11 protein-coding genes are annotated in these 14,071 nt (G+C 68.9%); 1 reads left to right on the top strand and 10 read right to left on the bottom strand.

All coding sequences use genetic code 11. The annotated features are described in order from the left end of the window. Window positions 1-160 precede the first annotated feature (160 nt). The 4 genes from ACAM51_RS05015 to ACAM51_RS05000 form a co-directional block, all read right to left on the bottom strand. Window positions 161-895, bottom strand: coding sequence for a TonB-dependent receptor (locus ACAM51_RS05015; RefSeq protein WP_369642898.1), 735 nt, complete (start codon window positions 893-895; stop codon window positions 161-163). 216 nt (window positions 896-1,111) lie between these two features. Continuing rightward, window positions 1,112-3,352 carry a TonB-dependent receptor gene (locus ACAM51_RS05010; RefSeq protein WP_369642897.1) on the bottom strand — a complete coding sequence of 747 codons (2,241 nt, stop codon included), beginning with the start codon at window positions 3,350-3,352 and terminating at the stop codon, window positions 1,112-1,114. Window positions 3,353-3,387: 35 nt separating this feature from the next. Continuing rightward, complete coding sequence (locus ACAM51_RS05005) at window positions 3,388-3,666, bottom strand: hypothetical protein (RefSeq protein WP_369642896.1); 279 nt, start codon at window positions 3,664-3,666, stop codon at window positions 3,388-3,390. Further along, complete coding sequence (locus ACAM51_RS05000) at window positions 3,663-4,871, bottom strand: PepSY-associated TM helix domain-containing protein (RefSeq protein WP_369642895.1); 1,209 nt, start codon at window positions 4,869-4,871, stop codon at window positions 3,663-3,665. The genes ACAM51_RS05005 and ACAM51_RS05000 overlap by 4 nt, the downstream gene beginning before the upstream one ends. A gap of 469 nt (window positions 4,872-5,340) precedes the next feature. On the opposite strand from ACAM51_RS05000, the gene ACAM51_RS04995 reads away from it, so the two are divergent. After that, window positions 5,341-5,889 (top strand): hypothetical protein, encoded by a 549-nt coding sequence (locus ACAM51_RS04995; protein ID WP_369642894.1) that lies wholly within the window; start codon window positions 5,341-5,343, stop codon window positions 5,887-5,889. Between the two features lie 54 nt (window positions 5,890-5,943). Here the strand turns inward: ACAM51_RS04995 and ACAM51_RS04990 are convergent, their stop codons facing one another. The 6 genes from ACAM51_RS04990 to bfr all read right to left on the bottom strand — a co-directional run bounded on the left by ACAM51_RS04990 (window position 5,944) and on the right by bfr (window position 13,942). After that, window positions 5,944-8,067 carry a TonB-dependent siderophore receptor gene (locus tag ACAM51_RS04990; RefSeq protein ID WP_218295412.1) on the bottom strand — a complete coding sequence of 708 codons (2,124 nt, stop codon included), beginning with the start codon at window positions 8,065-8,067 and terminating at the stop codon, window positions 5,944-5,946. A gap of 113 nt (window positions 8,068-8,180) precedes the next feature. Further along, window positions 8,181-10,340, bottom strand: coding sequence for a TonB-dependent receptor (locus tag ACAM51_RS04985; protein WP_369642893.1), 2,160 nt, complete (start codon window positions 10,338-10,340; stop codon window positions 8,181-8,183). A gap of 173 nt (window positions 10,341-10,513) precedes the next feature. Next, on the bottom strand, window positions 10,514-10,846 hold the full coding sequence (locus ACAM51_RS04980) for a DUF3325 domain-containing protein (RefSeq protein WP_218295410.1): 333 nt from the start codon (window positions 10,844-10,846) through the stop codon (window positions 10,514-10,516). Window positions 10,847-10,849: 3 nt separating this feature from the next. Continuing rightward, a complete protein-coding gene (locus tag ACAM51_RS04975; protein WP_369643769.1) occupies window positions 10,850-12,625 on the bottom strand; it encodes a PepSY-associated TM helix domain-containing protein in 1,776 nt (591 codons plus the stop codon). Between the two features lie 47 nt (window positions 12,626-12,672). Beyond that, window positions 12,673-12,981 carry a DUF3649 domain-containing protein gene (locus ACAM51_RS04970; RefSeq protein WP_369642892.1) on the bottom strand — a complete coding sequence of 103 codons (309 nt, stop codon included), beginning with the start codon at window positions 12,979-12,981 and terminating at the stop codon, window positions 12,673-12,675. A 484-nt stretch (window positions 12,982-13,465) separates the two neighbouring features. After that, entirely contained in the window at window positions 13,466-13,942 is a 477-nt protein-coding gene (bfr, locus tag ACAM51_RS04965; RefSeq protein ID WP_218295408.1) for a bacterioferritin, read from the bottom strand. Window positions 13,943-14,071 lie beyond the last annotated feature (129 nt).

Below are 14,071 nucleotides of genomic sequence, written 5' to 3'. Positions count from 1 at the left end.
TGGCGTCATCGGCTGGCTCTGGCAGGAAGTCGGACCGTCTGGGGTCGCGCGGCGACGGCTCCGCGCGGCGCGGCCCAGGTGCGGTGGTGCCGGATGGGCTGTACCGGGCTGCGCCGCCGCCCGGCGCAGCGGTTACGCGGCGTGGTGCGGTCGTTGTGGCTCAGTGGGTTTTGGGGGGCGCGGGCAGGGCGGGCGACGCCATGCCGTCGGCCAGCACGAAGGTCAGCGTGGTCACGTAGCTGGCTTCGCCGTATTTCTCGCCCTGGGCTTCGCCGGGGGTCTTGTCGCTGTGCTTGACCTCGGCCACGTACTGGCCCTTCCAGGGGGTGACGAAGGTCACGGTACCGTCTTCAGCCGCCTCGGCCTCGCGCGTCCAGCCCGAGGGGGCTGCCAGCTGCACCTTGGCCTTGGGCAGTGGCGCGCCCTTGTAGACCACCTTGAACTCGCCAGGCTTGCCGGTGGGCACCAGGTCCAGCGGCGCCGTGGGCGCCACGGCTTGCGTCAGCCCCGCCACCCAGCGGGCCGAGGGCTGCCAGTACATCGCGGGCAGGTTGCGCTTGCTGCGGTCGATCAGCGGGTAGGTGGCGGCGGCGAACAGCGTGTCGGGCGTGCCGGCCACGGTGTAGTGGAAGCCGTCCTTGCCCAGTTGGCCGTCCACGCGCTGCGCGGCCGTGCCGGTGCGCTGCTCGAGTGCGGGCACGCCCTTGAACTTGTCCAGCGAGCCCGGCGAGGTCTCGCGCAGGTTGTCGTTGAACTCGCCAAAGTGCAGGCGGGCCTGGCCGCCCGCGTTTTCCAGCCACACCTGGTGGGCGTGGGCGGCGGTGACGGCGGTGAGGGATGCACAGGCGAGCAGGGCGGCAAGCACGGGGGCCTTGAGGCGCAGGGACGAGGACATGGCAGTTTCCTTTCGGTGGTTTCAACAAAAATCGGCGAGCACGCAGCGCTGCGCGCCCCTGGACGAGGGGGCGAGACGCGGTGCGAAAGGGAGTGGCTGCCTACGCCCGGTGGTCAGGCGCTGGGTGGCTGTGCGGCGGTGTGCAGGGTGCAGCGTCCGGATGAACGCGCCGCTGGGGCAAGGGGCTGTGGTGCAGAGTGGGGAGAGCCGGTGGCGTCAGAAGTCCACGCCCACGCTGACCGACAGCGTGCGCGGCGCACCCACCACCAGGTAACCCGCGCCGGGGTAGCCGCCCGATGATGCCCAATAGTTGCGGTTGGTGAGGTTGTCCACGCGGGCGCGCAGCGTCACGAGGCGGCCTTGCACTTCGGTCAGGTAGCGCACGCCCACGTCCAGGCGGTTCCAGCCGGGCACGCTGATGGTGTTGGTGGCGTTGGCATACACCGAGCCGGTGTGCACCAGGCGGCCGTCCAGCGCCAGACCGTTCACGCCCGGCACGTCCCACTCGGCGCCGATGTTGGCCTGCAGCCTGGGCACGCCGATCACGCGGCGGCCGTCGGTGCTGGCGGTGCCCGTGTTCAGCTGCTTGGCGTCGAGCCAGGTCAGGCCGCCCAGCAGGCGCAGGCCCTTGGTGGCCTCGCCCTGCACGGCCAGCTCGATGCCCTGGTGCCGGTCCTTGCCGTTGCTGCGGAAGATGTTGTCGCTGCCCACGTAGGCGCGCGGCTTGGTGGTGGAGAACAGCGCCACGCTGCCGCCAAAGCGGCCGCCGTCGAACTTCACGCCCACTTCCTTTTGCTTGGCGACGTAGGGCGACAGCATCTCGCCACGGTTGGCGGCGGTGGAAGGCGCGGTCGCGCCCTGGCTCAGGCCTTCCACGTAGTTGCCGTACAGCGACAGGCTCTTGTCCAGCTTGTAGACGGCCGCCAGCAGCGGGCTGGTGCGGCTCTGGTCGTAGCGGTCGGTCTCGGCCGCCGTGCCGTAGGCGTAGTTGGCGATCTCGATGGTCTGGTGGCGCAGGCCGCCGGTGAGCAGCAGGCGCTTGTCCAGCAGCGACACCGTGTCGCCGATGGCAAAGCTGGTCAGGCGCGTGCTGCCGGTGCGGCGCGGGTCGGCCAGGTCGCCGCCCCGGAAGGCACCCGCGCTGAAGCCCGGCAGCGGGCTGTACACGGGGTTGTAGAGGTTGGTGGCCTGCGTGTTGGCAAAGTCCATCGCGTAGGCGTTCTTCTTGTCCGCGCTGAAGTGCGATGCCACCACCACCCATTCGTGGCCCATGCTGCCGGTCTGCAGCTTGCCGCGCAGGCCCAGCTCGCCGGTGTTCACGCTGTCCTTGCGGGTGTTGTCGAAGCGGTAGGTAGAGCCCGCGCCGGTGCTGCTGTCGCTCACCGTCAGGTTGGCCAGGGAGTTGGCCTCGGAGCTGCGGCGTGCGCCAGCGGCGGCCCAGCCGGTGATGTCCTGCGTGATGTCCCACTCGCCGCGCAGCGTGCCGAAGGTGTCGCGCTCGTTCGAATACGTCCAGGGCTGGGCGAAGTTGGTGCCGCCGTCCGGGGCGGTGGGCATCTGCGTGGCGGTGGCGCCCAGCGTCACGTTGGTGCGGGTGCTCTTGAGCTTGTGGTCCTGCCAGCCGATGTCGCCCGACAGGCGCACGTCGCGGCTGCGCCAGTCCAGCCCCACGGCCGCCAGGCCGAGCTTGACGTCTTCATGGTCCACGGCCGTGCCGCCGTTGTGGGTGGCCGCATTCACGCGGATGCCCGTGTTGCCGTCGGGACCGAAGCGGCGCGCGATGTCGGCCGCCAGCTGCGTCTGCCCGCCACTCGACACGCCGAAGGTCACGCGGTTCAAAGGCTCGTTGGGCGCGCGCTTGGGCAGCAGGTTGATGGAGCCGCCGATGCCGCCGCCATTGGGGCTGGCACCGCTCAAGAAGGCCGATGCGCCGCGCAGCACTTCCACGCGCTCGAACAGCTCGGTGGCGATGTACTGGCGCGGCAGCAGGCTGTACAGGCCGTTGTAGGCCGTGTCGTCCGAATCGAGGATGAAGCCTCGGATGAAGTACGCCTCCTGGAAGTTGCCGAAGCCGCGCGCCACGCGCACCGTGGGGTCGCTTTGCAGCACGTCACCCACGCTGCGGGCGTGGCGGTCCTGAATGAACTCGTTGGTGTAGCTGGTGATGGAGAACGGCGTGTCCATCGCGTCCTTGGTGCCCAGCACGCCGGCACGCCCGCCGCGCGCCACCTGGCCGCCAGCGTAGGCGGGCGACAGGCCTTGCGCCGATGCGTCGGCACTGGCGTTCACCGTCACGGTGGACAGCGCCTTGCCTTCCGCCGGGGTGGTTGGCGCAGCCTGCTGGGCCAGCACTGCAGGCGCAGCCAGCGCGAACATCACGGCGGCGGCAATGGCCACCGGCGTGGCGGCAAAAACGGGGCGCAGCGGGGCGGGCTGGAAGGATGTGGCGGGGCGCATGGTCGTGGTGTAAAAAGTGAAGTTGAAGGGGGGTGTCAGCGCGGGGCCGAAGCGGTGTCGCTGCTGCGCATGTCGGTATCTGCAGGGTCGCCAGCGCGGCCTGGGGTGGCCTGCGGGGCAGGTGTGGAACGGTGGGCACGCTGTGCAAAAGGCCACGAGAACCATCCCATCACCGCCACCGGAACGCCCAGGCCCACCCATGACCACCAGTCGCCCCAGGTGTCGGATACCAGGGCGGTGATCAGGCCCGTGGTGGTGAGCACGCCCATCACGATGGGCCAGCCCCACAGCGACCAGAACGGGGTTGGCTTCATGCGCGGCCCTCCGTGCGCGGCAGCGGGCTGCCGGTGCGTACTGAAGCGGCAGCCGTCGCGGGCAGGCCGGTGGGCACTGGCGCGGTGGTGGCCGCCGTGGCGTTGCCCGCCTGCACGCCCTTGCGCAGCCACAGGTACAGCCCGCTGCCCAGCACGACGATGGTCGCGATGTCGAGCAACGCCCAAAGGATCTTCATGGGCATGCCGCCGTAGTCGCCAAAGTGCAGCGGCTGCGACACCAGCAGCGCCGTGAGGTACCAGGGCAACTGCGGCGCGGCAGTGACCTGGGCTGTGCGCGCGTCCACCATCACGGGCTGCAGCAGGCGCGAGGTCAGCGGCTCGTTGCCCTTCAGGAAGAACGTGTTGTGGTGCGGGCTGGAGAACGCCGTGCCCGGGAAGGCGATGAACGACAGCTTCATGCCCGGCGCATGCGCCTGCGCGGCCTGCAGGGACTGCTGCAGCGGGCCGCGCTCGGCCACGGGCACGGTGGGCTGGCCTTCGTAGGGCTTGAGCAGGACGGACAGCTGGTCGTACTGCCAGTACTTGATCATCAGGTCCGCCCAGGTATTGATCATGCCCGTGGCGCCCACCACGAGGGCCCACACCAGGGTGACGATGCCCAGCAGGTTGTGCAGGTCGAGCCACTTGACGCGGGTGGAGCGGTCCCGGCGCACCTCGCCGAAAGCCAGCTTGCGCATGAACGGCGCGTACAGCACCACGCCGGTGACGATGGCCACCAGCAGCAGCAAGCCCATGAACCCCAGGAACAGCTTGCCCGCCAGGCCCGCGAACAGGTCCACATGCAGGCGGAACATGATGTACATGAAACCCTGGTCCACCGGCCGCTGCGACAGCACGGCCGCAGTGCGCGCGTCCACCGCGATGGACTTGAAATCCTCTGTAGGCGCGGGCGTGGGCGTGAGGGTGACGAACCACAGCGCGTCGTCGTCCTCGGGCTGCGAGGCGAACTGCACCACGCGCTCGGGGTGCAGCGCCTGCGCGGCGGCCAGCACCTTGTCCAGGCTGGCGCGCGGCGTGTGGGCGGGCATCGCAGGCGCTTCGACCTCGGTGCCCAGCAGGTGGCCGATCTCGTGGTGGAAGATGAGCGGCAGGCCGGTGAGGCACAGCAGCAGCATGAAGACGGTGCACACCAGGCTGGACCACTTGTGGGTCCAGCTCCAGCGGCGCAAGGCGGTGGGGCTCATGGCGGTGTCGGAAGGTAGGGGCGCGGTGCCCGCGCGCGCGCCCGGTCCCCGCGCGGCGAGCACGGGCGACGCGGCGGTGGAGATGCCACCCAGGTGGCAAAAGCAGGGGCGAATGAAGTCAAGCCAGGCAACCCGGAAACGTCGAAGGGGCGGTGGGTGCTGGCTGCAGCCGGCTGCGGGGCGCGGGCTGTGGCTTGCGGATACCTAATTTTACATTGCAAATGGGAATTATTCCTATTGTGGGGATGCGCGGGGCGCCGCGTTGTCTGGGATGAGCAACACCCGGTGGCGGGTGGGCGCGGGCAGGGGGCGCCCGCCCGTGGCATTGCGTGCAGTGCCCCGGCGCACTGGCGTTGGCCGAGCCACCAAAGTGCTTGCGTGGCTATAGTGCGCGGGCGTGCCCGAACGGGTGCGTGACCGTCGCCACTACAACACTTGGCCTTCCGGCCATCAAAAGACACTTTCATCCATGAAACATTGCCTTGCCCTTTGCGCCATCGCGCTGGCTGGCTGCGCTTCGCAGTACCACCCCCAACCCACCGCCGACAGCGCCACGCTGAAGATCATCGGCAACAACGCCCACTTCTTCACCGAGGCGTACGAGAACGAAGACTGCGTGCCCCACAAGGACGGCATCCGTCTGGCGACCTTCACCGGGATGACGAAGGACGTGGAGAACCCTTCCGTGGGCAAGACGGTGCAGATTCCGGCCGGCAAGCCGTTCGTGCTCTCGCACTACTACATCGATGCGCGCGTGGCCCAGAACCGGATCTGCCGGGTGACCGTGGCCTTCGTACCCGAGCGTGGCCAGAGCTACCAGACATACTTCCATGTGGAGCCGGACGTGAGCAGCTGCGATACCTTGGTGTCCGCCAGTACCGGCAGCCTGTCCATGAACGTGCCATCGTTCAAGTACGGCCGCAACCTGTGCGTGAGCGGCGAGAACCACGGGCCCGTCGCGCGCAAGGCCACACGGCTCGACTGGAAGGTGAACCTGCAGCGCGCTCCCGCACGCTGAGGCGCGGCAGCCGGCGGGCCCGGGCAGGCCCGCTGGCGGTAGCCCGCTTCCCCGTCAGTACCGCGCCTTGAGCGCCACCGTCACGCGGCGTGGCTCGCCATAGAAGTTCTGGCGCGACACCCCGGATACCTTCTCGTAGTAGGTCTTGTCCAGCAGGTTGTCCACCGACAGGTTCAACGACAGGTGGTCGTTGATCTGGTAGCCCACCTGCGCGTTGAACACCGCGTAGCCGGGCGCGTTGATGCGCAGCGCGCCGCTTTGCGCGAAGAACGCGCTGCGGTACGACATGCCTCCGCCCACGCTGAAGCCGCGCAGCGCCGGGCTGGTGAAGGCATAGCGGGTGAACAGGTTCACGCTGTGGCGCGGCGTGATGGGGCTGAACACCTGGCCCTGCTGGGCGACGGGCGCCTTCAGGTAGCGGGTGTCGTTGTAGGCGTAGCCCGCCACGATGTCCCAGCCGGGCTGTGGCTGGCCGCTGACCTCGGTCTCGAAGCCCTGCGCGCGCACCTTGCCGCCGGCGATCGATGCGTTGGTCACCACCGGGTCGGCGACAGCGCGGTTCTCGTCGATGATGCGGAACAGCGCTGCATGGGCCTGCAGGCGCTTTTGCAGGAACTCGCCCTTGACACCCAGCTCGACCTGCTTGCCCGTGCGCGGGTCGAGCAGTTGCTTGGCCGCGGTGAGCTGGGTTTGCACCACGAAGGTTTCGGCGTAGCTGGCGTAGCCGGTGTACTGCGGGTGGAAGTCCCACATCAGCGCGATGGAGGGCACGAACTGGCGGCCGGGATCGGCCGATGCGGTGACCGCGCCGGTACTGGTGCTGCGCGTCACCACCTCGGCCCACGACAGGCGCCCCCCCGCGAGCAGCTTGACGGTGTCGGCCAGGCTGACCTGGGCCTGCCCGTACAGCGCGTTCTCGCGGCGGGTGACGATGGAGGTGAAGCCCTTGAGTGTGATGTCGGGGTACGCCAGGTCGTAGTTGGGCCGCAGCAGGTTGAAGGGCAGGGTCGGCCCGTAGATGTAGTTGCCGTCCCAGGTCCTGCCTTCGTTGTGGCTGGCGCCCACCAGCAGCTTGTGGGTGCGGCCCGCCACCTGCACCGGCGTGGCCAGGAAGGCGTCGTAGTTGCGGGTGCGCACGTGGAAGTCGCCGTCCACGGTTTCCATGGTGAAGCTGCCGTCGGCGGCCAGGGCACTGTTGGCCCGGGCCGAGCGGTAGAAGGCCGTGCGGTCGATGTCCCGCGCGGACAGGCGCACCACGCCGCCGCCGGCCAGGCGGTGCTCCAGCTCGGCGAAAACGTCGGTGGTTTCCAGGTCCTGGCGGTTGGCGCGCAGGCCGGCAAAAGAACTGCGGGGCAGGTCGGCCAGGCGGCCATCGGCATAGGTGGGCAGGCCCTGATCGATGGCGGCGCGCACGCGCTGCTGTGCTGCGCCCACCGACACGGTGGTGGACGGGGCGATGTCCCATTCCAGCGTGCCGTAGCCCAGGCGCTTGTTGTTGAACAGCGTGTCGATGTGGCTGTCACGGTCTTCCACCACGGCCACGGCGCGCGCGCGGATCGTGCCTTCGGCGTTGAGGCCGCCGCCCACGTCCACCGTGCCGCGGCGCAGGCCGAACGAGCCCACTGCCGCATCGGCGCCGATGGCCAGTTTGGACGGGGCGCGCTTGCGCACCAGGTTGACGGTGCCGCCGGGTTCGCTCGCGCCCTGCAGCAGGCCGGCCGGGCCGCGCAGCACTTCGATGCGGTCGTACATGGCCGTATCGAGGGTGCTGTAGTTGCCTTGCGGAATGGGCACACCGTCGAGCTGGATGGCGCCCAGGTCGAAGCCGCGCGACTGGAACGAGTTGTAGTTGCCCGCGCCGTCCAGCCGCGTGATGGTCATGCCAGTGCTCAGCTTGATGGCGTCCTCGACCTTGGTCAGGTTGCGGTCGTCGAGCTGCTGGCGCGTGACCACGCTGATGGACTGGGGCGTCTCGCGCGGCGTCTGCTGCAGCTTGCCCACGCTGACTTCGCGGGCGGTGTACTGGCCGCTGCCCTCGGTGGTGGCGCCGTCCGCGCCGTCGGTCACCTTGACCTCGGGCAATGCGGCCGTGGCGGCGGTGGTGGCGGCGGTCTGGGCCTGGGCTGTGGCCAGCGTGGCCAGCAGCGAGGCCGCCAGGGCCAATGGGTGCATGCGCATGGTGCTTCTCCTCCTCGATGTTGCTATGAATTGAGTAGCTGCCAGCGCTTTTCCATCAAGCGCTGGTGGCGTAAAAGGCTTTGAATTTGCTGGCGGCGCCTGCATGTGCCGTGTCAGAACCGCGTGCGCAGCGTCACCTGCAGCGCGCGGGGCGAGCCGGGCAGGATCAGGTTGTCGTTGCTGCCGTGGGCCGACACGTAGTACTTGCGGTTGGCCAGGTTCTTCACGTTCACGTCCACATCCCACTGGCCCACCGTGTACTGCAGGGCGGCGTCCAGCGTGGTGTAGCCGGGCAGGGTGACCAGGTTGGTCAGCGAGGTGAAGCGCGCACCCACGTAGTTCACGCCGCCGCCCACGCGCAGGCCGTGGCCCAGGTCCTTCATGGCCCATACGAACGCGGAGTTGCGCGGCGTGAGCGCGGCCACCTTGCCCTGCGCCGCGATGGCCGCCGTGGGCAGCTGCAGCGAGCCCGTGGTGGCCAGCGACCTGGTCATGCGGCCATCGAGCCAGGCGTAGCCCGCGCTCACGTCCCAGCGGCCGGGCAGGCGGCCATTGGCGGTCAGCTCCAGGCCGTTGGTGCGCTGCGTGCCCACGTTGATCTGGCGCGACGGGTTGGTCGGGTCGGTGTTCTTGATGTTGGTGCGCTCGAGGTTGAACAGCGCGCCGGTGAAGTTCAGGCGGCCGTCCAGCACGTCGAGCTTCACGCCGATTTCCTTGTTCTCGGTGATCTCGGGCTCGGCGCCGGTGGTGTTGGCCGCCAGCGCAAAGGTCTCGGCCGAGGGCTGGAACGACTTGCTGTACGACACGTAGTACGACAGCGTTTCGCTGGGCTGCCACACCAGGCCCGCGCGGGGGCTGAACTTCTTGTCGGTGCGCGACAGGCCCGCGAGCTTGCGGTCGAACGTGGTCTCCTGCCCGAACACGTCGTAGCGCGCGCCGACCAGCGCCTTCCACTGGGGCGCCAGCGTGATCTGGTTTTGCCAGTACAGCGCGGCGGTGTCCTGCGTGGTGTGGCTGGGGATGGCGCCGTCGGCCGCAAAGCTGGCGGCCGGGATGGCCGGAGCAGGGCGGTTGCCGGGGTTGAAGATCGGCACGCGGTCGGCGCCGCCCGAGACGGACTCGGCGCGCTTCTTCTGCTGGCCCAGTTCCACGCCCATCAGCCATTCCTGCTGGAAGCCGCCCAGCTGGTGGCGCCAGGTGACGTCGGTCTGGTTGAAGAAGCCTTTTTCGTCGCGCAGGACGAACGAGCGCGTGCGGCCCACGGTCAGGTTCACCGGGTCGGTGGTGCCGCCGGGCAGGGTGTTGTAGCGGTCCAGCGCGTAGTCGTACAGGCGCGTGACGTTGCGTACCGACCAGTCGTCGTTGAAGCGGTGGTTCAGCGTGGCCGCGAACGATTGCATGGTGCTGGTGGTGGTGTCGTCCTGCGCGGCGTTGCTGGAGCCGTAGTACGTGCGGGGCGACACGTTGACGGGGCGGCCGTTGAGCGCCGGAATGCCGAAGTCCGTCAGGCGCTGGTCGCGGGCGTGGGTGTACTGCAGCAGCAGGTCGGTTTGCGCCGCGAGCTTGAGCGCGAGCGACGGCGCGAAGTTGTGGCGCTTGACGAACTGCTGGTCGCGGTAGCTGCCCGAGTCCTCCACCGCGGCGTTGATGCGAAAGGCCGCGGTGTCGCTGATGCCCACATTCACATCGGCCGTGGCGCGGCGGTAGTCGAAGCTGCCCAGGCCCAGCGAGGCCTCGCCCGAGGTCTCGCCGAACCTGGGCTTCTTGGTCACGCGGTTGATCAGGCCGCCCGACGAGCCGCGCCCGTACAGCACGGCGGCGGGGCCCTTCAGGACCTCCACCCGCTCGATGTCGGCCAGGTCGCGGAAGTACAGGGCATCGTCGCGCACGCCGTCGACAAACTGGTCGGCGATGGCCGTGAAGCCGCGGATCACTACCTGGTCGCGCTGCCCGTCGCCGTGGCTCATGGCCACGCCGGGCACGTTGCGCAGCACGTCTTCCATCGACCGCGCGCCCTGGTCGCGCATGAGCTGCTCGGGCACCACGTTCACGGCCTGGGGCACGTCGCGCAGCGGCGCACTGCCCTTGGTGGCCGAGGTGCTGGCGGCGGGCGAGTAGCCGTCGTCCCCCCTGGTGGACTGCACCGTGACCTCGCCCAGCGTCTGCGGTGCGGTGGCCGGCGGCGGGCTCTGCGCCCACGCGGCGCTGCAAAGCGCGGCGAGCAGGGCAGCCGACAGGGGTCTGAGCGTGTGGGACTGGCGGATGGCGTGCATGGTTTTCCTTGAGCGTGTGCGCAGCGCAGATGAAGACGGCAACCCCGCACCCCGTGCCTGGCGCGGGCCGGTGGTCGGCCCTTGGCTGGGAGGTGTGCGAAGCGTGAAAAGGGGTGCGGGTGGTGGCGGTAACGTTCAGGGGCGGAGGTCTGGCGGGCGGGCGGCGGTGTTCATCACCAGCCCCAGGCCCACGCGAGCAGGCCGCCCGCCAGGGCCGCGCCCGCCAAGGCCGGGGCGCGCCGGGGTTGCCAGGTCATGGTGGCCGTCACGGCCACCGCCGCCACGGAGAGCGCGACGGTCCAGGCGGTGATGCCCAGCGAGGCTGGGGTCTCGCCCGAGGGGCGGGCCGCCAGCCACAGCGACAGCAGCAGCACCAGCCACCCGGCGCGGCGCAGGTGCAGCAGGCGGCGCTCCGTGCCTTCCCGGCCCAGCGCGTCTTCATGGTGGCGGTCCATGCCCAGTGCGATGGCGGACCACGCCGCGAAACACAGCAGAAAAGCGGACATGGATCAGGCCCCCGAGGTCGAGACGTCGGGCGTTGCCGACAGCGCCGGTGCAGCGGGCTGTGGGGCGGATGCGCTGGCAGCGGCGGCGTGGCGCAATGCCTTGGACACAGCGGCCTTGCCCTTGCGCACGCGCCCCGGGCGCAGCCGCCAGGACAGCCAGCCCAGCAGCAGGCCCGTGGCCAGGAACGACAGGTCCATGCTCGCCCAGATCCATTCGCCCGCGGGCAGCGTGACGCCCAGGTGGGTGTGGGTGGTCAGTGCGTTGATCAGCGGCAGGGCCGTCCACACGGCACCCGCAGCGCCCAGCGGCACGGACCAGCCCATGCGGCTGGGCCGCGCCACGGCGCACGCCAGCGCCCACAGCAGCGCGATGCCCCAGGCGCTGAAGAACCAGGCCAGCTCGGTGTCGGCCCGGCCCTCGATGCCCACGGGGATCAGGCGGTTGGAGGCCACGTACACGCCGCAGGCCAGCGGCAGGCCCGCCAGCGTGGCGATATTGATGGCGGCGACCAGACGCTCGCCAAAGGGCGCCTTGGTGCGCGCTGCAGGGGCGGCAGCGCCTTGGCGGCCGGCTTTGGTTTGCGACAGGGCGCTGCGCTTGACGGTCCACAGCACCATGCCCGTGGCGATCATCAGGCTGCCCAGCACGCCAAAGCCGAAGAGGGCCCAGCGCATGCCCACATCGGCAAAGCGCGCCAGGTGCAGCCCGTACAGCACGCCATACGTCTTGGCGGCGGGGCCCGTGGGGTCGGCCTGGTCCAGCCACTGGCCGGTGGTGGCGTCGAACAACAGGCGCGGCGGGCGGTACTGCAGTCGGTCGCCCTCGTGGCGCGTGACCTCGACCACGGCGCGGCCCTTGGCATCGCGGCGCGCCTGCAGGCTGCCGATGCGCCCGCCGTCCCAGCGGGAGCGTGCTTCATTCAGGATGGGCTGCAGCGCGATGGCGGGCAGGGGCTCTACCTTGTCGTTTGCGCCACGGCGGGGGCGGCTCTCGGCCTTCTCGCCCTGCAGGTCGGCAAAGTACGCGTTGGAGTCCACGCCCTTTTCATTCTTGTACGTGGTGGCGATGCCGGCGGGCATGTACAGCGTGTGGAAGATCATCAGCCCGCTGAAGGTGATCATCAGATAGAACGGCAGCACCAGCACGCCGGTAACGTTGTGCGCATCCAGCCAGGCGCGCTGCCCGCCCTTGGTGGGGCGGAAGGTGAAGAAGTCCTTGAAGATGCGGCGGTGCGTGATCACGCCCGTGATCAGCGCGACGAACATCAGCATCGTGGCCACGCCCACCACCCAGCGGCCTTCGAGGGTCCAGCGGCCCTTCTGGGCCGTGCGCAGCTCGAAGTGAAAGCGGTAGAAGAAGTCCCCGCCCATGGTCTGGCGCGCCTCGATGGCTTCGCCGGTCTGCGGGTTCATGCGCAGCGTCTCGAACCGGCCGTTGCCGGTGCCGCGCCACAGCAGGTTGACGGCCGGGTCGCGCTCGTCGGGCAGGTGCATGATCCACTGCGTGACCTCGGGCGACTTGCGCTGCAATGCGTCCAGCGACTTCTGGGCCACCTGCGCATCCGCCGCGGGCAGGCCGTGCATCTCGGGGCGCATCCACAGGTTGAACTCGTTCTTGAAGAACGACAGCGTGCCGGTGAGGAAGATCGCAAACAGCAGCCAGCCCAGGATCAGCCCGGCCCAGGTGTGCAGCCACGACATCGCCTGGCGAAAGCCTTCTCGGTCATTGGGTGTCCTGGCGGCTTTGGCCTTGGCGTTGACCGGGGCAGCCGCGGGCATGCCCGCTGCCATGTCTGCGGACGCGTCGGGTGTCAGTGTGGTGGCGTTCATGCGGCGGCCTTCATCCATTGCGACGCCATGGCGCAGGCGCCCAGTACCAGCGCCGGCAGCAGGGTGCCTGCCCATGCACCGAGGGCGGTGCGGGCATAGAAAGCCCAGCCCGCGGCCATGGCGTAGGCCAGCCAGGCCAGCATGGTGGCCGTCAGCACGGCTTCCACCCGCGGCATGAACTGCGCCAGCCCCAGCGACAACGCGGCCGCGAACCCCGCCGCCAGCGCATAGCCGCCTCCGATGGCCGCCACGGCGCGGGAGGTGATGGTCAGCCGGTAGCGCCAGTCGACACGCGCGGTCTTCATGGCGTGCCAGCCGGGGCGCGGCTGTCAGCAGGTGATCCGGGCGATCGGAAAGAAGCGGAGGCCCCGGGCAGGCAGGGGCTGGCGGTGCGGCGCAGCATCAGGAAGGCTCCAGGCAGGTTTGGACACAACAAACGTACAAACGCTGGCTGCAGCGGGGCAGGGCCCGGCTGACTGGCTGGCTAGGTATTCAGGGAATCAATCACGGCACCCGGGCGCAACGCGCACTCCATGCCATCAGGTCTGGGGAAGAGGTGGGCAGGGAAGGGCGGGCGCCGGTCGTAAGAACGCATTCTACTTTTGTTGAGAAGCATTCGCATTCATTGCGGCACAACTTTGGCGGCTTTGATGTGCAGTTGCAACATCCTGTGACTGCAGGGCGATGCGGCCCTGCCTTCGCGCGGACACAAAAAAACGGGCCAGGGCCCGTTTTTCTGATTTCTTCGTTGGTGGTTTTTTTCGTGGAGCGCTCTGGTGAACTCTTGCTTCAGTCTGCGTCGCCCATCTGCGACTGCAGGTAGTTCTGCAGGCCGACCTTGTCAATCAGGTCGATCTGGGTTTCGATGAAGTCGATGTGCTCTTCCGTGTCATCCAGGATCTTTTGCAGGAGGTCGCGCGAGACGTAGTCACGCACGCTTTCGCAATGGGCCATGCCTTCCTTGATGGTGGCCTGGGCGCCTTGTTCGGAGCGCAGGTCGCAGGCCAGGATCTCTGGCACGTCTTCACCGACCTGGAGCTTGGCGAGGTCCTGCAGGTTGGGCAGGCCGTCGAGCATGAAGATGCGGTCCATCAGCCAGTCGGCATGCTTCATCTCGCCGATGGATTCGGAGTACTCCTTCTTGGCCAGCTTGTCGAAGCCCCAGTGCTTGAGCATGCGGTAGTGCAGGAAGTACTGGTTGATGGCCGTGAGCTCGTTCTTGAGCTGGGCCTGCAGATGGCCAATGACCTGTGCGTCACCTTTCATGGGGACTCCTTATTGTGTTGATTCCGCCCGATTGTCGTGACCTGCGTCAGCAGGCGCAAGGCAATCCCCTGCGGGGGCGCACGGGGTGCGTGTGATGCTGAGTTGTGTTCGCATTCCCGCGCGGGTGGG

The organism is Acidovorax sp. A79 (assembly GCF_041154505.1).
Lineage (GTDB): Bacteria > Pseudomonadota > Gammaproteobacteria > Burkholderiales > Burkholderiaceae_C > Acidovorax.
The sequence above is the reverse complement of the archived record's forward strand: the minus strand, read 5'-3'. Positions and strand labels throughout refer to the sequence as shown.